General features: G+C 72.1%; 22 protein-coding genes and 1 riboswitch. Of the genes, 8 read left to right on the top strand and 14 right to left on the bottom strand.

Features of this window, described 5'->3' with window-relative positions:
• Positions 1 to 39: 39 nt before the first annotated feature.
• The 4 genes from ACZ619_RS29490 to miaA all read right to left on the bottom strand — a co-directional run bounded on the left by ACZ619_RS29490 (position 40) and on the right by miaA (position 4946).
• Positions 40 to 2157, bottom strand: a complete 2118-nt coding sequence (locus tag ACZ619_RS29490) for a RelA/SpoT family protein (RefSeq protein WP_469605134.1) — start codon at positions 2155 to 2157, stop codon at positions 40 to 42.
• Between the two features lie 295 nt (positions 2158 to 2452).
• Complete coding sequence (gene dapF, locus ACZ619_RS29485; protein WP_469605131.1) at positions 2453 to 3316, bottom strand: diaminopimelate epimerase; 864 nt, start codon at positions 3314 to 3316, stop codon at positions 2453 to 2455.
• 77 nt (positions 3317 to 3393) lie between these two features.
• The gene (locus tag ACZ619_RS29480; RefSeq protein WP_469605354.1) at positions 3394 to 3900 is read right to left on the bottom strand and encodes a hypothetical protein; all 507 of its coding nucleotides are present in this window, start codon (positions 3898 to 3900) and stop codon (positions 3394 to 3396) included.
• Between the two features lie 107 nt (positions 3901 to 4007).
• Positions 4008 to 4946 (bottom strand): tRNA (adenosine(37)-N6)-dimethylallyltransferase MiaA, encoded by a 939-nt coding sequence (gene miaA / locus ACZ619_RS29475; RefSeq protein ID WP_469605128.1) that lies wholly within the window; start codon positions 4944 to 4946, stop codon positions 4008 to 4010.
• A gap of 183 nt (positions 4947 to 5129) precedes the next feature.
• On the opposite strand from miaA, the gene ACZ619_RS29470 reads away from it, so the two are divergent.
• Positions 5130 to 5417 carry a hypothetical protein gene (locus ACZ619_RS29470; protein WP_469605125.1) on the top strand — a complete coding sequence of 96 codons (288 nt, stop codon included), beginning with the start codon at positions 5130 to 5132 and terminating at the stop codon, positions 5415 to 5417.
• Between the two features lie 23 nt (positions 5418 to 5440).
• Positions 5441 to 5731 (top strand): antitoxin, encoded by a 291-nt coding sequence (locus ACZ619_RS29465; RefSeq protein WP_469605122.1) that lies wholly within the window; start codon positions 5441 to 5443, stop codon positions 5729 to 5731.
• A 70-nt stretch (positions 5732 to 5801) separates the two neighbouring features.
• Here the strand turns inward: ACZ619_RS29465 and ACZ619_RS29460 are convergent, their stop codons facing one another.
• The 7 genes from ACZ619_RS29460 to ACZ619_RS29430 form a co-directional block, all read right to left on the bottom strand.
• Positions 5802 to 6518, bottom strand: a complete 717-nt coding sequence (locus ACZ619_RS29460) for a class III extradiol dioxygenase subunit B-like domain-containing protein (RefSeq protein WP_469605119.1) — start codon at positions 6516 to 6518, stop codon at positions 5802 to 5804.
• 250 nt (positions 6519 to 6768) lie between these two features.
• Complete coding sequence (gene miaB, locus ACZ619_RS29455; protein WP_469605116.1) at positions 6769 to 8298, bottom strand: tRNA (N6-isopentenyl adenosine(37)-C2)-methylthiotransferase MiaB; 1530 nt, start codon at positions 8296 to 8298, stop codon at positions 6769 to 6771.
• 55 nt (positions 8299 to 8353) lie between these two features.
• The gene (locus tag ACZ619_RS29450) at positions 8354 to 8743 is read right to left on the bottom strand and encodes a (2Fe-2S) ferredoxin domain-containing protein (RefSeq protein ID WP_469605113.1); all 390 of its coding nucleotides are present in this window, start codon (positions 8741 to 8743) and stop codon (positions 8354 to 8356) included.
• The gene (locus ACZ619_RS29445) at positions 8724 to 9545 is read right to left on the bottom strand and encodes an ABC transporter ATP-binding protein (protein WP_469605111.1); all 822 of its coding nucleotides are present in this window, start codon (positions 9543 to 9545) and stop codon (positions 8724 to 8726) included. The genes ACZ619_RS29450 and ACZ619_RS29445 overlap by 20 nt, the downstream gene beginning before the upstream one ends.
• Positions 9542 to 10555 carry a FecCD family ABC transporter permease gene (locus ACZ619_RS29440; protein ID WP_469605108.1) on the bottom strand — a complete coding sequence of 338 codons (1014 nt, stop codon included), beginning with the start codon at positions 10553 to 10555 and terminating at the stop codon, positions 9542 to 9544. Before ACZ619_RS29440 ends, ACZ619_RS29445 begins: the two co-directional genes overlap by 4 nt.
• Entirely contained in the window at positions 10552 to 11601 is a 1050-nt protein-coding gene (locus tag ACZ619_RS29435; protein WP_469605105.1) for an ABC transporter substrate-binding protein, read from the bottom strand. Before ACZ619_RS29435 ends, ACZ619_RS29440 begins: the two co-directional genes overlap by 4 nt.
• A gap of 55 nt (positions 11602 to 11656) precedes the next feature.
• Positions 11657 to 11833: riboswitch (cobalamin riboswitch) on the bottom strand.
• Positions 11834 to 12134: 301 nt separating this feature from the next.
• A complete protein-coding gene (locus ACZ619_RS29430; RefSeq protein ID WP_469605103.1) occupies positions 12135 to 12968 on the bottom strand; it encodes an isocitrate lyase/PEP mutase family protein in 834 nt (277 codons plus the stop codon).
• A gap of 350 nt (positions 12969 to 13318) precedes the next feature.
• On the opposite strand from ACZ619_RS29430, the gene ACZ619_RS29425 reads away from it, so the two are divergent.
• Positions 13319 to 13888, top strand: coding sequence for a histidine phosphatase family protein (locus tag ACZ619_RS29425; protein WP_469605101.1), 570 nt, complete (start codon positions 13319 to 13321; stop codon positions 13886 to 13888).
• Between the two features lie 235 nt (positions 13889 to 14123).
• Here ACZ619_RS29425 and ACZ619_RS29420 read toward each other — a convergent pair whose 3' ends face one another.
• On the bottom strand, positions 14124 to 14570 hold the full coding sequence (locus tag ACZ619_RS29420) for a pyrophosphohydrolase domain-containing protein (protein ID WP_469605099.1): 447 nt from the start codon (positions 14568 to 14570) through the stop codon (positions 14124 to 14126).
• Positions 14571 to 14657: 87 nt separating this feature from the next.
• Between ACZ619_RS29420 and ACZ619_RS29415 the strand changes: the two genes are divergently transcribed.
• Entirely contained in the window at positions 14658 to 15656 is a 999-nt protein-coding gene (locus ACZ619_RS29415; protein ID WP_469605097.1) for a TAXI family TRAP transporter solute-binding subunit, read from the top strand.
• A 106-nt stretch (positions 15657 to 15762) separates the two neighbouring features.
• Here ACZ619_RS29415 and ACZ619_RS29410 read toward each other — a convergent pair whose 3' ends face one another.
• Together ACZ619_RS29410 and ACZ619_RS29405 are read right to left on the bottom strand one after the other, a co-directional pair.
• Positions 15763 to 17160 (bottom strand): sensor histidine kinase, encoded by a 1398-nt coding sequence (locus ACZ619_RS29410; RefSeq protein WP_469605095.1) that lies wholly within the window; start codon positions 17158 to 17160, stop codon positions 15763 to 15765.
• A gap of 9 nt (positions 17161 to 17169) precedes the next feature.
• On the bottom strand, positions 17170 to 17856 hold the full coding sequence (locus ACZ619_RS29405; RefSeq protein ID WP_469605093.1) for a response regulator transcription factor: 687 nt from the start codon (positions 17854 to 17856) through the stop codon (positions 17170 to 17172).
• Positions 17857 to 18150: 294 nt separating this feature from the next.
• Here ACZ619_RS29405 and ACZ619_RS29400 point away from each other — a divergent pair, with 294 nt between their 5' ends.
• From ACZ619_RS29400 to ACZ619_RS29385, 4 genes are all read left to right on the top strand, one after another.
• A complete protein-coding gene (locus ACZ619_RS29400) occupies positions 18151 to 18927 on the top strand; it encodes an amino acid ABC transporter ATP-binding protein (protein ID WP_469605091.1) in 777 nt (258 codons plus the stop codon).
• An 80-nt stretch (positions 18928 to 19007) separates the two neighbouring features.
• A complete protein-coding gene (locus ACZ619_RS29395) occupies positions 19008 to 19844 on the top strand; it encodes a glutamate ABC transporter substrate-binding protein (RefSeq protein WP_469605089.1) in 837 nt (278 codons plus the stop codon).
• 190 nt (positions 19845 to 20034) lie between these two features.
• Complete coding sequence (locus ACZ619_RS29390) at positions 20035 to 20700, top strand: amino acid ABC transporter permease (protein ID WP_469605086.1); 666 nt, start codon at positions 20035 to 20037, stop codon at positions 20698 to 20700.
• On the top strand, positions 20697 to 21608 hold the full coding sequence (locus ACZ619_RS29385; RefSeq protein ID WP_469605083.1) for an amino acid ABC transporter permease: 912 nt from the start codon (positions 20697 to 20699) through the stop codon (positions 21606 to 21608). The genes ACZ619_RS29390 and ACZ619_RS29385 overlap by 4 nt, the downstream gene beginning before the upstream one ends.
• The last annotated feature ends 188 nt before the right edge of the window (positions 21609 to 21796 follow it).

Raw genomic sequence — 21796 nt, 5'->3', positions numbered from 1 at the left:
AGGGGGACGACTCGCACTCAATCCACTCGAACGGGTACTTCACTGATGTTGCGCCCGGCCGACGTCGTACACACCCGGCACGTTGCGCATCGCGCGCATCAGGTCCGGCAGGTGGGCCGCGTCGGGCAGTTCGACCGTGTAGGTGTGGCGGACGCGCTGCTGACTGGGCGGTTCCACGGTGGCCGAGACGATCTCGGCGCCCTCCTGGGCCATGGCCTCGGTGAGGTCGGCGAGCAGATGCGGACGGCCGAACGATTCGGCGACCAGGGTGACCCGGCAGGCGGTGCTGTCGCCCCAGCTCACGGAGACCTCGGGGCGTCCGGTGCTCTTCATGTGGGCGACCGCGGCGCACTCCACGCGGTGCACGGTGACCACTCCCCCGCGGACGGCGAAGCCGGCGACCTCGTCGGGGGGTACGGGGGTGCAGCAGCCGGCCAGCCGTACGGTCGCGTCGGGCCGGTCGGCGACCACGGCGCCGTCGGTGCGGACGGCGAGCGCCGGGGCCTCCGGGGTGGGGCGGGTGGGGACGGCGGCGGGGGCCTGGGGCTCCTCAGCACTGTCCGGGTGGGTGGCGAGCCAGCGCTGGATGGCGATGCGCGCGGCGGGCGTGTGGGCGTGCTCCAGCCACTCCCTGGAGGGCTCGGAGGCGGGGTCCTGGCCCATCAGCAGCTGGACGGTGTCGCCGTCCTTCAGGACCGTGCTGAGGGTGGCGAGGCGGCCGTTGACGCGGGCGCCGATACAGGCGTGCGCGTCCTCGCCGTACTGGGCGTAGGCGGCGTCGACGCAGGTGGCGCCCTCGGGGAGGCCGAGGGTGCCGCCGTCGGGGCGGAAGACGGTGATCTCGCGGTCCTGGGCGAGGTCCTCGCGCAGGGTGGACCAGAAGGTGTCGGTGTCGGGCGCGGCCTTCTGCCAGTCGAGGAGGCGGGAGAGCCAGCCGGGCCGGGTGGGGTCGGCGCGCTCGCCGTCGGCCGTGTCGTCGGCGGCGGGGGCGTCGGCGGCCTGGGCGTAGGGGTTGCCGAGGGCGACGACTCCGGCCTCGGCGACCTTGTGCATCTGGTGGGTGCGGATGAGGACCTCGGCCACCTGGCCGTCGGCGCGCGCCACCGCGGTGTGCAGCGACTGGTACAGGTTGAACTTCGGTACGGCGATGAAGTCCTTGAACTCGGAGACCACCGGGGTCAGACAGGTGTGCAGCTCGCCGAGGACGGCGTAACAGTCCGCGTCCTCGTTGACCAGCACCAGGAGCCGGCCGAAGTCGGCGCCGCGCAGTTCGCCGCGTTTGCGGCCGACACGGTGGACGGAGACGAAGTGCCGGGGCCGGATGAGGACCTCGGCCGGGATGTCGGCCTCGCGCAGCACCCCGCGCACCTCGTCGGCGATCTCGGCGAGGGGGTCGTCGGCGCGCGCCGCGTTGCCCGCGATCAGCTCGCGGGTGTGCCGGTACTCCTCCGGGTGGAGGATGGCGAAGACGAGGTCCTCCAGCTCGGTCTTCAGGGCCTGCACGCCCAGGCGTTCGGCGAGCGGGATGAGGACGTCGCGGGTGACCTTGGCGATGCGCTCCTGTTTCTCGGGGCGCATCACGCCGAGGGTGCGCATGTTGTGCAGGCGGTCGGCGAGCTTGATCGACATCACACGGACGTCGCTGCCGGTGGCGACGAGCATCTTCCGGAACGTCTCGGGTTCGGCGGCGGCCCCGTAGTCGACCTTCTCGAGTTTCGTCACCCCGTCGACCAGATAACGGACCTCCTCGCCGAACTGTTCCCGGACCTGGTCGAGCGTCACATCGGTGTCCTCGACGGTGTCGTGGAGCAGGGACGCCGTCAGGGTCGTGGTCTCGGCGCCGAGTTCGGCGAGGATCAGGGTGACCGCGAGGGGATGCGTGATGTACGGCTCGCCGCTCTTGCGCATCTGGCCGCGGTGCGAGGACTCGGCCAGCACATAGGCGCGGCGCAGCGGTTCGAGGTCGGCGTCGGGGTAGTGGGCGCGGTGCGCCTCGGCGACGTGGCCGATGGCGTCGGGGAGCTTCCCGCGCGCGGCGTTGCCGAGCAACGCGGCCCGGCCGAGCCTGCGCAGGTCGATCCGGGGGCGGGCCTTCCTGCGGGCCGCTGAGGGCACTACAGGTCCGGGCGTCGCAGGGTTCGTGGCCTCCGCACTCATGGGCACCTCCGGCTCGTGTACCGGCGGACGGGGCCCCAGGGCATACGCGGCTCAGGGATTGGCGACGTTCCCCCGTCCGTGCCGGTGCTTGATGCTATCGAGCCCATCACGCCCGATTGACCGCCTCCGGCCGAGCGTGAAACGGATCACCCATTCGAGCGACGCTCCAAAGGTTTACGATTTTGCGCCACCTGTTCAGCGGGTGACCGGTGTTTCTCGCCACAGCAGGCAACGCGGGCCGTGGATCCGGGTGTTGCACGACCCCCCGGACCACGGTTCGCGACGTACGGTCGGCTCAACGGACGGCGTTTTCCAGCCACTCGGCATCGAGCTCGCCCTCGGCCACGATCACGGCGGGACCGGTCATCTCGATCTCGCCGTCGGGTCGTTCGGTGATGACGAGCCGTCCGCCGGGCACGTCCACGGTGTAGGTCGCCGGGGTGCCGGTGGCCGCGGGGTCGGCTCCGTCGCGCCGGGCGGCGGCCACGGCGACCGCGCAGGCGCCGGTGCCGCAGGAGCGGGTCTCGCCGGAGCCGCGCTCGTGGACGCGCATCGCGACGTGACGGGGGCCGCGGTCGACGACGAACTCGACGTTGACCCCGTCCGGGTAGGCCGACGGAGGGCTGAAAGGGGGCGGGGTGTGGAGGTCGCCGGCGTCGGTGAGGTCCTCGACGAAGGCGACGGCGTGCGGGTTGCCCATGTTCACGTTCCGGGCGGGCCAGCTGCGCTCGCCGACGCTCACGGTGACGTCACCCTCGGGGAGTCGGGCGCGGCCCATGCCGACGGTGATGTCGCCGGCCTTGTCGATGTGGACGGCCTTGACGCCGCCGCGGGTGGCGACGGCGAGGTCGCCCTCCGTGGCGTGGCCGGCGTGCTGGAGGTAGCGGGCGAAGACGCGGACGCCGTTGCCGCACATCTCGGCGATCGAGCCGTCGCCGTTGCGGTAGTCCATGAACCACTCCGCTTCGGCGGCCATCCCCTTGGCCTCGGGATGCGCGGCGGACCGCACGACGTGCAGCACGCCGTCGGCGCCGACGCCCGCGCGGCGGTCGCAGAGGGCGGCCACGGCGGCCGGGGTGAGGTCGAGGGCGTTGCCGGGGTCGGGGACGATCACGAAGTCGTTCTCGGTGCCGTGGCCCTTGAGGAAGGGGATGCTCATCCTTCGAGGGTACGGGAGGGGGCGCGCGGCGGTCCGGCCGCGCCGGTGAAGGGGCGCAGGTCGGCTCGGGGCGCCTCTCAGCGCAGTCTTGCCACGCGCCAGACGGCCAGGACGACCACGATCGCCACCAGGGCCACGTAACCGATCACCACGCGCCAGTCGGGCCTGCGGCCCGCGCCCTTCGGCGGGAAGCCCGGCAGCGTGTAGCCGACCCTGCGGGCCGCCATCATGCCCCAGCCCGCGGCACAGGAGCAGATGAGGAGGCCCAGCATCGCGATGACCGCGCCGCTGTCGCCGAAGTCGAAGGCGAGCGGGAAGGCGAACATCAGGGAGCCGACCGCGGCCAGGGCCACGATGGGGGCGAGCTGCCACAGACGCAGGCGGCGCTGCGGACGGAGTTCGACCTCGACCTCGGGGCCGCTCGCGAACATCTCCTCCGGCTCGGGGCCGTCGGCGGTCACCCCGCCCACCGTGTCGTCGTCCGGGCCGTCCGGCGAGAGCCGCCCGTCGGCCTCCTCGGACTCGTCCGGTTCGAGGGCGACGTGCTCGGTGTCTTGTGCGGTGTCGCGAGGGCCGGCCTCCATCGCCACGCGCCCTCCCAACCTAGGACTCCACTTGCGATCGAAGCTCGATGATGGCACGGCACCGGAGGCCGGGATGACCGGTGGCGCATCCCGATGCCATGACGTGATCAGGCTGTGACCGGTCGTTCGACCAACGCCAGGGCCAGCCGCGGAAGTTCCTCGCGGTCCGCCGCGGCCCCACTCAACCAGTGCACCCGCGGGTCGCGCCTGAACCACGAATCCTGACGGCGCGCGAAGCGCTTGGTGGCACGTACGGTCTCGGTCCGCGCCTCCGCTTCCGTGCACTCCCCGGCGAGCGCCGCGAGGACCTGCTGGTAGCCGAGGGCGCGCGCCGCCGTGCGGCCCTCGCGCAACCCGTGCGCCTCCAGTGCACGCACCTCGTCCACGAGACCGGCCTCCCACATCCGGTCGACGCGCAGCGCGATGCGCTCGTCGAGTTCGGGGCGGGCCACGTCGACGCCGATCTGGACGGTGTCGTACACCGAGTCGTGGCCGGGGAGGTTGGCCGTGAAGGGCTGGCCGGTGATCTCGATCACTTCTAGGGCGCGGACGATACGGCGGCCGTTGCTGGGCAGGATGGCACGGCCGGCCTCGGGGTCGGCGGCGGCCAGCCGGGCGTGCAGGGCGCCCGAGCCGCGCAGCGCGAGTTCCTCCTCCAGACGGGCCCTGACCTCGGGGTCGGTGCCGGGGAACTCCAGGTTGTCGACGGCGCCGCGGACGTAGAGCCCGGAGCCGCCGACCAGGATCGGCCAGCGACCCTCGGCGAGCAGGGCGTCGATGCGGGCGCGGGCGAGCCGCTGGTACTCGGCGACGGAGGCGGTGACGGTGACGTCCCAGATGTCGAGCAGGTGGTGCGGCACGCCGTCCCGCTCGTCGGGCGTCAGCTTGGCGGTGCCGATGTCCATCCCCCGGTACAGCTGCATGGAGTCGGCGTTGACGACCTCGCCGCCGAGCCGTTTGGCCAGGTGGACGCCGAGGTCGGACTTTCCGGCCGCGGTGGGACCGACGACGGCGATGACACGGGGGGCGAGGGGTTCACTGCTCACCGCACCAGTCTCGCAAACCTCGGAAGCGGGTCTCGAACGAGTTACGTGACGGCCCCGTGTCCGGCTTCGTTGCCCGTTGCGAGATCCCGGCCGCGACCGCCGGGAGGCGGTGACCCGCGTGACGCAGACGGACGCACCGGGTGACGCGGGATTTCGCCCGCACGAGTAACGTATGGAGTGGATATGGGCGTTTTTGCACGATTCCTCGGGAGGAAGCCGAAGCCGACGGAGGAGCCGGACGTCGAGGCGCCGAGCGTCGAGGCGCCGGTCACCACCGGGCCGGAGGGCCACCAGCCGGACGGCACCGGGCCGGCCGGTTCCGGGGCCGGCGAGGACGGCGGAGACGGCGCGGCCACGACGACGGAGACGAGGCCCGCCGCGGTCGCCGCCGGTGAGAGCACCGAGATCCCCAGGCAGCAGTCGGCCAAGGAGGCCGCCGACAACGAGGCCGGTGAGAACGCCCGCACATGACGGCCCACGAGGGAAGGTGGACCATGCGTCTTCTGGACAGTTTGAAGGCCAAGCTCGCCCCGGCCAAGGACAAGGCCTCTCACCTCGCGCAGCAGCACGAGGACAAGTTCGACAAGCTCCAGCACGGCATCGACAAGGCCGCGCGGGTCGTCGACGAGAAGACCAAGGGCAAGTACAGCGACAAGATCCACACGGGTACGGGCAAGGCCAAGGGAGCCATGGACCGGTTCGTGCACCCGGACGCCATGGGTGGCGCCGAGCCGACCGACCGCACCACCCCGACCCGGCCGGAGGGTCCCCCGCCGGCTTCCTGAGCGGGACGGACCACGGAGATCGGCGGACGGCCGAGAGTCACCGGACTCCCGGCCGTCCGCCGTCCTCCGGTCAGGACCAGGCCGCCACGAGGTAGCCGACGCCGTACGGGGCGTCCTCGTAGAGCAGGGCGCCGGCGAGGTCCGCGTCCTCGGCCGCGCCGGCCAGGATCTGCCAGGGGGCGCGGCCGGCGGCCTTGAGCTCCCGCGCCAGCTCCGGGTCGAGGCCGCCGAGCGCGGCCAGGTCGGCGGCGCCGAGCGCACGGGCGACCCCGGCGTCGAAGGGGGCCGCCCGCTCGTCCAGGTAGCCGGGGGCCTTGAGGGTGCGGCAGGCGCTGGCGTCGCCCATCACCAGCAGCGCGACCCGGGCGGCCCGGCCGGCGATCTCCCGTCCGGCCTCGGCGCACCGCTCGGGTGCCAGATCATCGCCCACCCCGAGCCCCTCGACGGGGGCGCCGACCCAGTCGGTCCTCTCCAGCAGCCAGGCGCCGACGGCGAGCGAGGCAGGCAACGCCCGCCCCTCGTCCGCACCGTCGCCGCCACCACCGAGCCGTACGTCGGCAGCCACGCCGAAGCCGCGGAAGGTCCCCCGGCTGCCCTGCGGGAACACGCCCCGCGCGGCCCGCTCGGCGGGCCCGACGACGACCAGCAGGTCGGGCCGGGCGGCGGCGAGCACACCGAGCGCGTCCGTGCAGGCGGCACGCGCGGCATCCAGCTCGGCGGCGGCACCCGCCGCGACCTCCGGGACGAGGACGGGCGGGCAGGGACACACAGCGGCGGCGACAAGCATGATCGGCAGCCTACTGCGACCCCCCGCCCCACCACGTCCCGACCGACGCGAGGCACGGGGCGCACCACCCGGGACGCAGAGCACACCACCCGGGACGCAGGGCACACCACGTTGCCGCCCCTGCCTCACCCGGCATGCGCAGTCGCCACGGACGGCCGGTGTGAAGCGCGCGGCACCCGTTGCGGGCCACGGGCCTTCGCCGGTGCTCGCCGTCGGGGCCCTCGGGCGGGGTGTGGCGTGCGTCGTGCGGTCAGTGGGCCGTGCAGGCGCTCGTCGTTGCCGGGAGGGGGGCCGGGACGCCGATCTTGGGGAGGCCCAGGAGGACGCCGGCCGGCTTGGCGGTCTTCTCCGCCGTGCGCTTCTCCCAGGCGTCGCCCGCGCGCGTGCGGCGCACGTCGAGGACGGCGCCCTCGGCGAGGAGGTGGTGCGGGGCGGCGTAGGTGATCTCGACCGTGACGACGTCGCCGGGGCGGACCTCCTGCTCCGGCTTGGTGAAGTGGACGAGGCGGTTGTCGGGGGCGCGGCCGGAGAGGCGGTGGGTGGCGCCGTCCTTGCGGCCCTCGCCCTCCGCGACCATCAGCTCCAGGGTGCGGCCGACCTGCTTCTTGTTCTCGTCCCAGGAGATCTCCTCCTGGAGGGCGACGAGACGCTCGTAGCGCGCCTGGACGACCTCCTTGGAGATCTGGTTCTCCATGGTCGCGGCCGGGGTGCCGGGCCGCTTGGAGTACTGGAACGTGAAGGCCTGGGTGAAGCGGGCCTCGCGGACCACGTGCATCGTCTGCTCGAAGTCCTCCTCGGTCTCGCCGGGGAAGCCCACGATGATGTCGGTGGTGATCGCGGCGTGCGGGATGGCGGCCCGGACCTTCTCGATGATCCCGAGGTAGCGGTCCTGCCGGTAGGACCGGCGCATCGCCTTGAGCACGGTGTCCGAGCCGGACTGGAGCGGCATGTGCAGCTGGGGCATCACGTTCGGCGTCTCGGCCATCGCCGCGATCACGTCGTCGGTGAAGTCACGGGGGTGCGGGGAGGTGAACCGCACCCGCTCCAGTCCCTCGATGTTCCCGCAGGCCCGCAGCAGCTTGCCGAACGCCTCGCGGTCGCCGATGTCGGAGCCGTAGGCGTTGACGTTCTGGCCGAGGAGGGTGATCTCGCAGACGCCCTCGGCGACCAGCGCCTCGATCTCGGCGAGGATGTCGCCGGTACGGCGGTCCTTCTCCTTGCCGCGCAGGGCCGGGACGATGCAGAAGGTGCAGGTGTTGTTGCAGCCGACGGAGACCGACACCCAGGCCGCGTAGGCGCTCTCGCGCCGGGTCGGCAGGGTGGAGGGGAACGCCTCCAGCGACTCGGCGATCTCGACCTGGGCCTCTTCCTGGATCCGCGCGCGCTCCAGCAGCACCGGCAGCTTGCCGATGTTGTGCGTGCCGAAGACGACGTCGACCCAGGGGGCCTTGGTCACGATGGTGTCGCGGTCCTTCTGGGCCAGACAGCCGCCGACCGCGATCTGCATGCCACCGGGCCGGCTCGCCTTCTTCGACGCCAGCCGGCCGAGGTTGCCGTAGAGCCGGTTGTCGGCGTTCTCCCGGACGGCGCACGTGTTGAACACCACCACGTCCGCGTCCCCGTCGGAGCCCTCGGGCGCGCGCACGTACCCGGCCTCCTCCAGCAGCCCGGACAATCGCTCGGAGTCGTGGACGTTCATCTGGCACCCGTAGGTGCGCACTTCGTAGGTCTTGGATCCCTGAACGTCCACTGCGAGGCTCCGGTCACTGCTGCTGGTCATGCATCAAGGGTAGGCGGTCGTGAACGGGGGTCCGTCTCGGACCGGTGTCCCCGGCTCAGCGGGCTCTGCGCGGCGGGGTGAAGACGTACAGGTCGAGGATGTCGGGGCAGGGGGCGACACCGGGGCCGCCGGCCCGGACCCAGGCGGCGATGTCCTCGGTGGCGTCGGGGTCGTTGACGAGGCCGAGCCAGACCGGGCGGGCGCCCGCGGCGCGCGCGGCGGCGGAGGGCTGGACGACGACCACGTTGGCGTGCTCGCACACGTCGAGACAGTCCGAGACGCGCACGGGGGCGCTCTCCGCCAGGCGCGCGGTCTGCCGCTCGTGATCGACCCCGGTGACCTTCGGGGTTCCGCAGCAGCAGTCGCGGCAGACCACGATCCGGCACGGTGCCGAGCGGCCGGAGGGGTGCCCGAGGGGGTCCTCCTCAGTCGGGCGTCGGGGCATCGCTCGTCGTACTCCTCTCGCACGGGGACCCGTCCCGGTTCGCGGGGCGGAGAAAGCGGATCACGGGGTGGCCGGGGCCGTGGGTGACCTCGGCGCGGACGCCGTAGACCTGTTCGACGAGGGCGGGCGTGAGCACCTCGGCGGGGGTGCCCTCCGTGACCGCGCGGCCCTCGCGCAGCACGAGCAGGCGGTCGCAGTACATCGCGGCGAGGTTCAGGTCGTGCAGGGCGATCACGGTGGTGACCGGCAGGCTCGCGACGAGTTCCAGCAGGTCGAGCTGGTGCTGGATGTCGAGGTGGTTGGTGGGTTCGTCGAGCAGGAGCTCGCGGGGTTCCTGGGCGAGGGCACGGGCGATCTGGGTGCGCTGGCGTTCGCCGCCGGAGAGGGTGTGCCAGGACTGGCCGGCCCGGTCGGTCAGCCCGGTGCGCGCGAGCGCCTCGGCGACGGCCGCCGCGTCGGCCGCCGTCGGGGGCGTCCAGGCGCGGCGGTGCGGGACACGGCCGAGGGCGACGACGTCCCGGACGGTGAGTTCGGTCTGGGTGTGGGCGTGCTGGTCGACGGTGGCGACCCGGCGGGCGGTGGCGCGGCGGCCGGCCTCGGCGAGCGGGCGGCCGTCCAGGGACACGACTCCGGCGGTGGGGGCGAGGACCCCGGACAGCAGCCTGATCAGCGTGGACTTCCCCGAGCCGTTCGGGCCGAGCAGGCCGACGGTCTCACCGGGGCGCAGGATGAGGGTGACGTCGTCGACGACGACCCGGTCGCCGATACGGCGTCCGACGCGGTCCGCCTCCAGGCTGGTCATGCCCTGCTCCGGCCGCGGTGCAGCACGGCCACGAAGGCCGGCACGCCGATGAGGGACGTCACCACGCCCACCGGGACCTCCTGCGGGTCGAGGACGGTCCGGGCGAGGGTGTCCACCCAGACCAGGAAGACGGCACCGGTCAGCGCGGTGACCGGCAGCAGCCGGGCGTGCCCGGAGCCGGTGAGGGCGCGGGTGGCGTGCGGCAGGACCAGGCCGACGAAGCCGATCGCGCCCGCGCAGCTGACCAGGGCGGCGGTGAGCAGCGCGGTCGCGCAGAGCAGGACCAGACGGGTGCGGGCGACCCGGACCCCGAGCCCGGCGGCGGCCTCGTCCCCGAAGGCGAACGCGTCGAGGGTGCGGGCGTACCCGAGGCAGACGACGAGGACGGCCGCCAGGACGCCCGCGCAGAGCAGCACCTGTCCCCAGTCGGCGCCGCTGAGCGAGCCGAGCAGCCAGAACAGCACGCCCCGGGTGGTCTCCGCGTCCGCCGAGGTGAGCACGGTGAACGAGGTCAGCGCGGAGAACAGCTGCATGGCCGCGACCCCGGACAGGACGACCCGGTCGGTGCTGGGGCCGAGGGTGTGGCTGAGCAGCAGCACCAGGCCGAAGGAGAGCAGCGCGCCGACGAAGGCGCCCGCCGACAGGGACACCGCTCCCCCGCCGACGCCGAGCACGACCACGGCGACCGCGCCGGTGGACGCGCCGGAGGAGACCCCGAGCACGAAGGGGTCGGCGAGCGGGTTGCGCAGCAGCGACTGCATGACCGCGCCGCAGACGGCGAGTCCGGCCCCGCACACGGCGGCCAGCAGTGTGCGCGGCATCCGCAGGTCCCACACGATGCCGTCCCGCAGCGGCGCCAGCCCGCTCTCGCCGAGGCCGAGATGGGCCGCGACGGAGGCCCAGACGTCACCGGTGGAGATGTCGGCGGGGCCGATCGTCACGGCCACGGCGACCGACACGAGCAGCGCGGCCAGGCCCCCGCCCGTCAACAGCAGCGAGCGGACGCTCACTTGGCGAACCCGAAGTCACGCAGACCGGCCGCGACCTTCTCGATCCCCTCGATGGTGCGGATGGACGGGTTCATCGCCTGCCCGCTCAGCAGGACGTACCGCTTCTTCTTCACGGCGGTCAGATTGCGGGTGGCGGGGTTGGACTCCAGGAAGCGGATCTTGGCCGCGGCGGTCTCGGCGGTCTGCTGCTTGCGGGTCAGGTCGCCGATCACGATGATGTCGGGGTCGCGGTCGGCGACCGTCTCCCAGTTGACCTGGGGCCATTCGTCGTGGGTGTCGGCGAAGGCGTTCTGCGCGCCGACCGCCCGGGTGATGGCGCCGGGCGCGCCGCAGCAGCCGGCCAGGTAGGGCGACTGGGAGTTGGCGAACCAGTACATCAGGGACACGTCCGAGGCGTGCAGTCCGGCGGTGGCCGCGCGCACCCGCTTCTTCAGCGAGGCGACGAGTTCGGTGCCGCGCTCCTCGACGCCGAACGCGCGGGCCAGGTCGCGTATCTCGCCGTAGACGGCGTCGAGGGTGAGCGGTTCGCCGCGCGATCCGTCGCCGCCGCTGTCGTTGTCCTTGCCCGCGGAGCAGTCGGACGGCGAGACGTACGTGGGCACGCCGAGCTTCTCGAACTGCTCGCGGGTGGCGACCCCGCCCTTGCCGAGGGTGGAGACGAACGAGGCGGTGACGAAGTCGGGTTCGGCGTCCAGCACCTTCTCGAAGGAGGGGTTGTTGTCGGCGAGGCGGGGAACGGACGCGTTGGCCTTCTCCAGGCCCTTCATCACCGGGTCGGTCCAGGTGGCCGTGCCGGCCATGCGGTCGGCGAGTCCGAGGGAGAGCAGGATCTCCGTGGTGCCCTGGTTGAGGGAGACGGCCCGCTTCGGCGCCGACTTGAGGGTGACCGCGTGGCCGCAGTTGTGGAGGGTCACCGGATAGCCCGCGGCGGCAGACGTCTCGGTGGCGGCGCCGCTCCCGGTGCCGCCGCAGGCGGTGAGCAGGAGGGCGGACGCGAGGAGGAGCGTGGGGATGCGGAGCGGGGCGGGGGTGCTGAGCACGGGCATGCCTCTGGGGTCGGGGCTCGTACGCGGAGCCTGGCCTACGGACGTCCCTGCGCGCCGGGGCGCGAAGGTGCCAGCAGGTCTTCGGACTCGGGTTCGTCCGGCCGGGGCGCCTTCCCGGTCTCCCAGTGGCTAGCGTGCCCCGCCCGTCCCCCTCACCGCTGCGCGTCAGTTCCGGATTCGCACCGGATTCCCTGGCCTCGGGTGTGGCTCGACTGGCTCACCGAGGCTATCAAGCCCGTCGTACGGTCGGACCGGGAGACCGCACCAGGCTCTCCAAGGGCGAACCCGGCGCGGACGACGGTGCCCCGGGCCCGCTCGGGGATGCCGGGGTCGGCGGGATCGGCGGGGTCGGCGGGGTCGGCGGGGTCGCGTGAACGCCGCCTAGGCCGACCTGACATGGTCGGCGCCCGACCGGCTGACCGGCTGACCGGCTGACCGGCTGACCGGCTGACCGCAGCCTGCGCTCCGACCCTGCCGGTCTCCCTCCTCACCTCCGGAAGAGGTCGTGCCTCACCACCGAAAAAGGTGGTGCCTCACCTCCGGAAGAGGTCGTTGAGATCCGTCTGCGAGATCTGGTTCTCGGCGTAGGAGAAGGTCCCCCGGTCCACCAGTTCCCGGGCCGCGCCGAGGAGTTGCGCGTACATCGCCCGCGCGATGCTGCCGCCCACCGTGACCCGGCGCACCCCGAGTTCGCGCAGGTCGGCCAGTGACAGGGCGCCGCCCGTCAGCCCCATGACCACGTTCAGCGGCCCGTCGATCTCCTTCACCAGCGTGCCGATGGTCTCCGCGTCGGCCGCGCCCGGCACGAACGCGCAGTCCGCGCCCGCCGCGAGGAAGGAGTTGGCCCGGCGGACAGCCTCCGCCAGCGGACCGCCGGTCAGCAGCACGTCGGTGCGGCCGACCAGGACGAACGGCTCACCGGCCGCGTCGACCGCCTGGCGTGCGGCACGGATGCGGTCCGCCGAGAGTTCCGGGTCGTGCAGCGGCCGGGAGCGGTCGCCCGTGAAGTCCTCGATGTTGCCGCCCGCCGCTCCGGCCGCGAGCGCCGCCGAGACCGTCTCGGCCACGGCCTCGGGGGACTCGCCGAAGCCGTCCTCCAGGTCCGCGCTCACCGGGACGCGCACCTCGGCGGCGATCTCACGGATCCGGCCCATCATGGTCGCCCGGTCCACCCGGCCGCCGCCGTAGTCGTGATCGGGGCGGCCCAGGGAGAAGGCGATGCCCGCGCTGGTGGTGGCCACGGCCGGGAAGCCGACGGCCTCCAGCACGCGGGCGCTGCCCGCGTCCCAGGCGTTGGGGAGCAGGAAGCAGCCCTCGCGGTGCGCCTCCACGAAGCGTGCGGCCAGTTCTCGGCGTTGGGTGTCCACGTCGAAAAGTGTGTCAGCCGGCACTGACAACCGGCCGCTCATCGGCTCCCGGCGCGGTCCAGGGCGACGCAGGTGATCACGCCCTCCTGCCCACCGACCGGCTTCCGGCGGTCTCCGCCTCCTTCGGGAGCGGCAAGTCGCTGCCGGCGTTCTCCGGTACCGAACTGGTCGAAGCCGGATACCGGGCCTGGACGAGAGGCGGAGCCGCATCCGGACGCCGGGGCGAGTGCGGGTCGGGGGCGGAGGCGAGTGCGGGGGCGGGTGCGGAGGCGGGAGTGTGTCCGTGGGGCGCGTACCGTCGTGCGGGCCCGGTGTGCGCGTTCGTTGTGCGACGTAGGAGGAACACCCCCGTGACCAGCCGAGTCATCCTCATCGCCCCGGCGATCACCCCCTCGCTGCGGCGGGCCCGCTTCGACGACGGTGACTCGATCGAGGACCCGGGGGCGGTGCGGCTCTCCCTGCCCGGCGCAGGACGCGCGGTCAGCTCCGCCAGTGTGCGCTGCACGGAGACGGCGGTCGCGCTCGGTCTGGACGCCTCCGTCGAACCGGGCCTGGCCGGGCTGGACATGGGCCGTTGGCGGGGCCGCACCCTGGACGAGGTCGGCGCCGCCGAGCCGGAGGCGGTCGTCCGCTGGCTGTCCGATCCGGGCGCCGCACCCCACGGAGGCGAATCCGTACGGGAGTTGTGCGCGCGGGTGGTGCACTGGCTGGAGTCGGCGGGCCCGGCGGACGGCAGGACGCTCGCCGTGGTGGAACCGGAGGTGGTCCGGGCGGTGGTGCTGCACGCGCTCGGCGCTCCCGAGGCAGCGTTCTGGCGCGTCGACGTCCCCCCGCTCGCGGCGACGGAGGTCACGGGCCGGGCCGGCCGCTGGAACCTCCGGCTCGGCCAGGCCGGCGTCGGGCCGACGGGCGAGGCCTAAAGCCGGGCGCCGGGCGCCGGAAAAACGGTGGAGCGGCCGCCCGGCCTCTTCCTAGGGTCGCCGGCATGACCCCCCAGCGCCGCGCGGCCGCCCGACAGGGCTGACCCGCCCCGATAACAGCCACGCCGGCGCCCACACCCGCACTCAAGGCCACGGCCACGCGACCTGACACCGCCGTGGTTCAGGTCACGTCACGGGCAGACGGACGCCGAGGCCCGTCGGCCGTCCCGGACCCTCAGGCGTCGCCCCCGGGTATCCAGCCCTGGCGGCGCAGCTCCGCCGAGACGTCCGGCGCCCGGTAGTGCTCGCCCTTGAGGACCTTGCCGTCGGCCCGGCGGGCGACCTGTCCGTCCGGCCCCAGCTTGCTCATGTTGGACCGGTGGACCTCGGCGATCACCGCGTCGAGGTCGATCCCGTGCACCAGCGCGGTGCCGTACGCGACGTAGACCACGTCCGCCAGCTCGTGCGCGAGCCGGTCCAGCGGCCCGGCGACGGCGACCTCGGCAACCTCCGCGGCCTCCTCGGCGAGCAGCTCCCCCCGGTGGGCGGCCAGCTCCGGGGACACCTCGGTCGGCGTGGTGCGGGCGTCGAGGCCGAAGGCGCGGTGGAACTCCCGGACGAGTCCGGAGGGTGAGGAGTCGGTCGTGGTGCCGGTGGAGGAACTGGTCGAGGAACTGGTCATGCGAACGACTCTAACCGCCGCCTCTGACAGTCCGGCCCGGCACGGTGCCCCTGGCCAGGACGGTGACCGGCTGGCAGGATCGCGCGCATGCCCATGGTGTTCCCCCGTATCGGCAGGCGCCGCGCGCTCCAGGGCGCCGCCGCCTGCTTCGTCGCGTTCGGCCTGCTGCTGTGGTGGCTGCTGCCGCTGGGCGAGAAGCCGCCGACCGGGACGATCACCTTCAGCACCGGATCGCTGAGCGGGGTCTACCAGGAGTACGGCGAGCGGCTGCGCAACGAGCTGCGCAAGGACATGCCGGGGCTGCGGGTGGAACTGAAGCAGAGCGCGGGGTCGTACGAGAACGTGCGGCGGGTGGCGAACGGCGGGGCCGACTTCACCATCGCGGCCGCCGACGCGGTGGAGACGTACGAGCAGAACGGCGGCCGGGGCGCCGACCGGCTGCGCGGGGTGGCGCGGCTCTACGACGACTACGTCCAGCTCGTGGTGGCGCGTGACTCGGGCATCACGAGCGTGGCGCAGCTGCGGGGCAAGCGGGTGGCGACGGGCCTGCCCAACTCGGGTGTGCGGCTGATCGCCAACCGGGTGCTCAGGGCCGCCGGGATCGACCCCACGAAGGACGTCACACCCGTGTCGGACGGCATAGACACCGGTCCGGACCGGCTCCGGAAAGGCAAGATCGACGCGTTCTTCTGGTCGGGCGGGCTGCCGACCAAGGGCTTGCAGGATCTCGCGAAGAAGTTCCGGTTCTCGTTCGTGCCGATCGAGGGGAGCCTCGTCACCAAGCTGCACTCCGAGAGCGAGGCCGCGTTGTACTACCGGGCGACCAACATGCCCGAGTCGGCGTACCCGTCCGTGCAGCAGGGCACGACGGTCGCCACGATCGCGGTCTCCAACATCCTCGTGACCCGCGAGGACATGGACCCGCGCCTCACCGAGTGGGTGACCCGCACGGTCATCAAGAGCCGCGACGACATCGGCGCCCACGTCCACTCCGCCCAGCTGGTGGACCTGCGCACGGCGATCTACACGGACCCCCTCCCGCTCCAGGCGGGCGCCCGGCGCTACTACCGCTCCGTCAAGCCCTGAGGCACGGGGCGCACCCGTCCGCGCCCCGGCCGCATGTCACCCGCCGCTCGTCACCCGCCACCCGTCACCCGCCGCTCGACACCCGCCACCCGTCACGCGCCACCCGTCACCCGCTCCGCGGCACGGCCACCCTCACCCGCAGCCCCCGCGGCTCGTGGTGCTCGTAGGTGATCTCGCCCCCGCCCGTCGCCAGCAACGCCCGGGTGATCGACAGCCCGAGCCCCGAACCCTTCACGTTCTGATGGCGTCCGCTGCGCCAGAACCGGTCGCCCACCCGGGTGAGTTCCTCGTCGGTCAGCCCCGGTCCGGTGTCGGTCACCACGACCGTCGACACATCGCCGTCGGCGGTCACGGACACCTCCACCACACCGCCCTCCGGCGTGAACTTCACCGCGTTGTCGATCACCGCGTCCAGCGCGCTGGACAGGGTGATCGGGTCGGCCCACCCGGTGGTCGGCGCGCACTCACCGGTCAGCCGTACGCCCTTCGCCGCGGCGGCCGGAGCCCAGGCGGCGACCCGCTCCTCCGCCAGCCGGCCGACGTCGGTGAGCATGAGGTCCGCCTCGGCGTGCTCGGCCAGCGCCAGGTCCAGCAGGTCGTCCAGGACCTGGGCGAGCCGTTTGCCCTCGGTGCGGACCGAGGCGATCTCCTCGTTGTCCTCGGGGAGTTCGAGGGCGAGCAGTTCGATGCGCAGCAGCAGCGCGGACAGCGGGTTGCGCAGCTGGTGGGAGGCGTCGGCGACGAAGGCGCGCTGCTGCTCCAGCACGTCCTCGACGTTGTCCGCCATCTCGTTGAACGCACGGGCCAGCCGTCTGAGTTCCGGCGGACCGCCGGCCGCCGCGACCCGGGACTTCAGCCGCCCGCTGGCGATCGCGTGGGTGGTGGCGTCCAGGATCCGCACCGGCCGCAGCACCCAGCCGGTCAGCCGTAGCGCCGCGCCCACGGCGAGGAGCATCGCGGCGATCTCGCCGGCGCCGATGAACAGCCAGCCGCTCAGGGTGCGGGAGCGCATCGAGTCGGTGGGCGAGTCGGTGACCACCACCGCGACGACGTCGCCGTCCCGGATCACCGGCGAGGCCACGACCAGCCGGCTGTGCTGCCAGGGCCACACCTGTGCGGGATCGTGGCTGCGGCGGCTGAGGAGCGCCTCGTCGAACGCCTCCCGGACCTCGCCCGTCCTCGGCAGCACCCAGTCGTCGGGCGCGTTGGCCATGGAGGACGCGTTGCGGTAGAAGACACCCGCGCGGATGCCGTAGACGCCGTAGTAGCTGGCGAGTTCGCGGCGCAGGGTCTCCAGCCGGTCGTCGGTGCGCATGGGGCGCGAGGCGGTGGGGGTGTCGGTCACGTACTGGGCGAGGGCCGCGAACCGCGCGGTGTCGTCGATCCGGTCGACGACGACCTTCTGCTGCTGGGCGGCGGCCGTGCTGACGGCGAGCGGGACGCCGAGCGCGAGCAGTACGGCGGCCATCAGGACGATGAGCAGCGGGAGGAGTCGAGTGCGCACCCGTCCCCGCTACGCGGCCGGTGCGACGAGCCGGTAACCCACGCCGCGTACGGTCTCGATGAGCGCGGGCATGCGCAGTTTGGCGCGCAGCGAGGCGACGTGCACCTCCAGGGTACGGCCGGTCCCCTCCCAGCTGGTGCGCCAGACCTCGCTGATGATCTGTTCGCGGCGGAAGACCACGCCGGGCCGCTGGGCGAGCAGCGCGAGCAGGTCGAACTCCTTGCGGGTGAGCTGGACGGCCTTGCCGTCGACGCTGACCCGGCGGGTGGGCAGCTCGATCTGGACGGGACCCAGCCGCAGCGCGCCGTCGCCGCCGCCCGCCGCCTCGTCGTGGTGGGTGCGCCGGCTGACCGCGTGGATGCGGGCGAGGAGTTCCCCGGTGTCGTACGGCTTCACCACGTAGTCGTCGGCGCCGAGGTTGAGGCCGTGGATGCGGGAGCGGACGTCGGAGCGGGCGGTGACCATGATCACCGGGGTGCTGGTGCGCTTGCGGATCTTCCCGCAGACCTCGTAGCCGTCCTGGTCGGGCAGGCCGAGGTCGAGCAGGACGACGTCGAAGCCGTCGCTCTCGGGGACGAGGGCCCGAAGGGCCTCCTCGCCGCTGCGGGCGTGGGTGACGGAGAACCCGTGCCGGGCGAGGATCGCGGAGAGCGCGGCCGCGACATGGTTGTCGTCCTCGACGAGCAGCAGTCTCATCCGGCCCCCTCCGGTTCGGTGTTCGTACGTTCCTGGTTCGCCGCCGGTGTGTGGACGGCGGGCACGCGCGCGTGCATCAAGGCAGTCACGCTGATGGACGAGGACGGCGTCAAGGGGGTTCCGGCCGCCCGCCGGTTCCGTTACCCGGCCGATACGCGGCCAGGTCACCGCTGCTACGAGACGTGTCCGGCTGCTATCGGATCGTGATGCTCAGATCTCGCTCAGATGTGATGACGCTGATCGTTCGCGCTCACTACATTCCTCCGCAACCGAGGTGGACGGAGCCCGATAGCGATGACCGAAGTATCGGTGGCCAAGGAGGACTTGGCCGCGACCGACGAACTGGTCGCCCTGAAGAACGTGAACAAGCACTTCGGCGCTTTGCACGTGCTTCAGGACGTCGACCTGACGATCGCCCGCGGCGAGGTCGTCGTGGTGATCGGCCCCTCCGGGTCCGGCAAGTCGACGCTGTGCCGCACCATCAACCGTCTGGAGACCATCGACTCCGGGACGATCACGATCGACGGCAAGCCGCTGCCCCAGGAGGGCAAGGAGCTGGCCCGGCTGCGTGCCGACGTCGGCATGGTCTTCCAGTCGTTCAACCTGTTCGCGCACAAGACCGTGCTCGAGAACGTGATGCTCGGGCAGACCAAGGTCCGCAAGGCGGACAAGAAGCAGGCCGAGGAGAAGGCCCGGTCCCTGCTCGACCGGGTCGGTGTGGGCACCCAGGCCGACAAGTACCCCGCGCAGCTCTCCGGCGGCCAGCAGCAGCGTGTGGCCATCGCGCGGGCGCTGGCGATGGGGCCGAAGGTCATGCTCTTCGACGAGCCGACCTCCGCCCTCGACCCCGAGATGATCAACGAGGTCCTGGAGGTCATGCAGCAGCTGGCCAGGGACGGCATGACGATGATCGTCGTCACCCATGAGATGGGCTTCGCCCGTTCGGCCGCGAACCGGGTGGTCTTCATGGCCGACGGCCGGATCGTCGAACAGGCCTCGCCCGAACAGTTCTTCAGCAACCCGCGCAGCGACCGGGCCAAGGACTTCCTGTCGAAGATCCTGCACCACTGACCGCACGGCGCAGCCGACGGCCCGCGTCAGTCATCTGTCCCCGCACGGACCTCGCCTTCACCACTCAAAGGATGTTCATCATGCAGCTTCGCAAGGTCACCGCCGCCTCGGCCGCCGTGCTCGCCCTCACCCTGTCCGCCACGGCGTGCGGCGGCAGCGACAAGGACGACAGCGGTTCGTCCGGCGGCGGCAAGATCAAGATCGGCATCAAGTACGACCAGCCCGGTCTCGGTCTCCAGGAGCCCGACGGTTCCTTCTCGGGCTTCGACGTGGACGTGGCCACCTACGTCGCCAAGCAGCTCGGTTACAAGGCGAACCAGATCGAGTTCGTGCAGACGAAGAGCGCGGACCGGGAGAACGCCCTGGCGCGCGGTGACGTGAAGTTCATCGCGGCCACCTACTCGATCACCGACGAGCGCAAGGAGAAGGTGGACTTCGCCGGCCCGTACCTGCTGGCCCACCAGGACCTGCTGGTCAAGGCGGACTCGACGATCGCCAAGGGCACGGACCTCAACGGCAAGAAGCTGTGTTCCGTGACCGGTTCGACGTCGGCGCAGAACGTCCAGCAGACGATCGCCCCGAAGGCCAACCTCAAGGAGTACAGCGCCTACTCCGAGTGCATCGCGGGCCTGCAGAGCGGCGCCGTAGACGCCGTGACCACGGACGACTCGATCCTCGCGGGCTTCGCCGCGCAGGACAAGTACAAGGGCCAGTTCAAGCTCGCCGGCCTCAAGCTCAGCAACGAGAACTACGGCATCGGCGTCAAGAAGGGCGACTCCACGACCCTGGACAAGATCAACAAGGCGCTGGAGAAGATGGTCGGCGACGGCTCCTGGGACAAGGCCGTCACCAAGAACTTCGGGCCGGCCGACTACAAGAACGAGCCCGCCCCGAAGATCGGCGTGATCGTCAAGTAAGGCCGCACGCAAGGCGACGGTCCGCGCGTACCGCGTGTCGCGGTACGCGGTACCGCGGATCGGAACTCCGCCGACGCACGGACCGGGCAGGCCATCGCACGGTCCCTCGGGCGCGCCGCCGTCACCGCTTCCCCGGCGGCGGCGCGTCATGCCCCCCATCTACGCCACACACCCGGAAGCGCGGGAAACAGTGTTCGACTTTCTTCAAGGCTACGACGTCCTAGGGGCGTTCTGGATGACGGTGAAACTGACCGTCTTCTCCGCCGTCGGCTCCCTGGTCTGGGGCACCGTGCTGGCCGCGATGCGGGTCAGTCCGGTCCCGCTGATGCGCGGGTTCGGCACCGTCTACGTGAACATCGTCCGGAACATCCCCCTGACGGTCATCGTCATCTTCTCCTCGCTCGGTCTCGCCGACATCTTCGGCATGACCCTGGGCGCCTCCGACTTCAAGATCCAGGGCTTCCGGCTGGCGGTGCTGGGACTCGTCGGCTACACGGCGTCCTTCGTCTGCGAGGCGATCCGCTCGGGCATCAACACCGTCCCCGTCGGACAGGCCGAGGCGGCCCGTGCGATCGGTCTGAGCTTCATCCAGACCCTGCGGCTCATCGTGCTGCCGCAGGCCTTCCGCGCGGTGATCGGCCCGCTGGCCAACGTCCTGATCGCGCTCACCAAGAACACCACGGTGGCGGCGGCGATCGGCGTCGCCGAGGCCGCGGCCCTGATGAAGACCATGATCGAGAACGAGGCCCAGACGCTGGCCATCGGCGCGGTCTTCGCCCTCGGCTTCGTGGTCCTGACCCTCCCGACCGGCCTGCTCCTCGGCCGGCTCGCCGATCGCCTGGCGGTGAAGCGATGACCTCCGTCCTCTACGACGCCCCCGGGCCCCGCGCCAAGCGGCGCAACGTCCTCCTCTCCGTCCTCTTCTTCCTGCTGCTCGCCCTGCTGGCCCTTTGGGTCTGGCAGAAGATGGACGACAAGGGCCAGCTGACGTGGTCCCTGTGGCAGCCGTTCACCACCTCCGACGCCTGGACCACGTATCTGCTGCCCGGGCTCGGCAACACGCTCAAGGCCGCGGCGCTCGCCATGGTCATCGCCCTCCCGCTGGGCGCGGTCTTCGGCATCGCCCGCATGTCCGACCACACGTGGATACGTGTCCCGGCCGGCTGGATCGTGGAGTTCTTCCGCGCGATCCCGGTCCTGCTGCTGATGGTGTTCGCCAACGAGTTCTACGTCCGCTCCACCGACGTCGGCAGCGACGAGCGTCCCCTGTACGCGGTCATCACCGGCCTGGTGCTCTACAACGCCTCGGTGCTCGCCGAGGTCGTACGGGCCGGTGTGATGGCCCTGCCGAAGGGCCAGACCGAGGCGGCGTACGCGATCGGTCTGCGCAAGGGGCAGACGATGACCAGCATCCTGCTGCCGCAGGCGGTCACCGTGATGCTCCCGGCCATCGTCAGCCAGCTCGTGGTGGTCGTGAAGGACACGGCGCTGGGCGGCGTGATGCTCCAGTTCTCCGAGCTGCTCACCGCCCGCGGCACGCTGGCCGCCAACTACGCCAACGTCATCCCGAGCTTCATCGTCGTGGCGATCATCTTCATCGTGCTGAACCTGATCCTCACCACGTTCGCCTCCTGGCTGGAGGGCCGGCTGCGGCGCAGCAAGCGCGGCACCGGCGCGGTCCTCGGCTCCGGGGACGTCGAGGACATCAACCCGGCCGAGATCGCCGGCACCTTCGCCACGGGCGCGGGCGGAGCCAACGCCTGACTCCCGGTCAACCCGATGGGCGCACAAGGAGGCAGCGGTCCTACGACCGCTGCCTCCGCCGTTTTCCACGGCGTCACGGCCTCCGCGCGCCCGCCATGCTGACGTGTCCCCGGGTGCGCCGCTTGACCGGGTGGCGCCCAGTCTGTTGCATACGTTCTGTGATCGTGCACCCTGCTCCGACGACTTGT

The sequence above is a fragment of the Streptomyces sp. NPDC104367 genome, assembly GCF_055583825.1.
Note: the sequence above shows the minus strand (reverse complement) of the source record. Positions and strands in the feature narration are given on the sequence as shown.

Coding starts and splice junctions, on each gene's coding strand:
- ACZ619_RS29490 (WP_469605134.1), bottom strand. CDS start 2,157: ATGAGTGCGGAGGCCACGAACCCTGCGACGCCCGGACCTGTAGTGCCC.
- dapF (WP_469605131.1), bottom strand. CDS start 3,316: ATGAGCATCCCCTTCCTCAAGGGCCACGGCACCGAGAACGACTTCGTG.
- ACZ619_RS29480 (WP_469605354.1), bottom strand. CDS start 3,900: ATGGAGGCCGGCCCTCGCGACACCGCACAAGACACCGAGCACGTCGCC.
- ACZ619_RS29470 (WP_469605125.1), top strand. CDS start 5,130: ATGGGCGTTTTTGCACGATTCCTCGGGAGGAAGCCGAAGCCGACGGAG.
- ACZ619_RS29465 (WP_469605122.1), top strand. CDS start 5,441: ATGCGTCTTCTGGACAGTTTGAAGGCCAAGCTCGCCCCGGCCAAGGAC.
- ACZ619_RS29460 (WP_469605119.1), bottom strand. CDS start 6,518: ATGCTTGTCGCCGCCGCTGTGTGTCCCTGCCCGCCCGTCCTCGTCCCG.
- miaB (WP_469605116.1), bottom strand. CDS start 8,298: ATGACCAGCAGCAGTGACCGGAGCCTCGCAGTGGACGTTCAGGGATCC.
- ACZ619_RS29450 (WP_469605113.1), bottom strand. CDS start 8,743: ATGCCCCGACGCCCGACTGAGGAGGACCCCCTCGGGCACCCCTCCGGC.
- ACZ619_RS29445 (WP_469605111.1), bottom strand. CDS start 9,545: ATGACCAGCCTGGAGGCGGACCGCGTCGGACGCCGTATCGGCGACCGG.
- ACZ619_RS29435 (WP_469605105.1), bottom strand. CDS start 11,601: ATGCCCGTGCTCAGCACCCCCGCCCCGCTCCGCATCCCCACGCTCCTC.
- ACZ619_RS29420 (WP_469605099.1), bottom strand. CDS start 14,570: ATGACCAGTTCCTCGACCAGTTCCTCCACCGGCACCACGACCGACTCC.
- ACZ619_RS29415 (WP_469605097.1), top strand. CDS start 14,658: ATGCCCATGGTGTTCCCCCGTATCGGCAGGCGCCGCGCGCTCCAGGGC.
- ACZ619_RS29405 (WP_469605093.1), bottom strand. CDS start 17,856: ATGAGACTGCTGCTCGTCGAGGACGACAACCATGTCGCGGCCGCGCTC.
- ACZ619_RS29400 (WP_469605091.1), top strand. CDS start 18,151: ATGACCGAAGTATCGGTGGCCAAGGAGGACTTGGCCGCGACCGACGAA.
- ACZ619_RS29395 (WP_469605089.1), top strand. CDS start 19,008: ATGCAGCTTCGCAAGGTCACCGCCGCCTCGGCCGCCGTGCTCGCCCTC.
- ACZ619_RS29385 (WP_469605083.1), top strand. CDS start 20,697: ATGACCTCCGTCCTCTACGACGCCCCCGGGCCCCGCGCCAAGCGGCGC.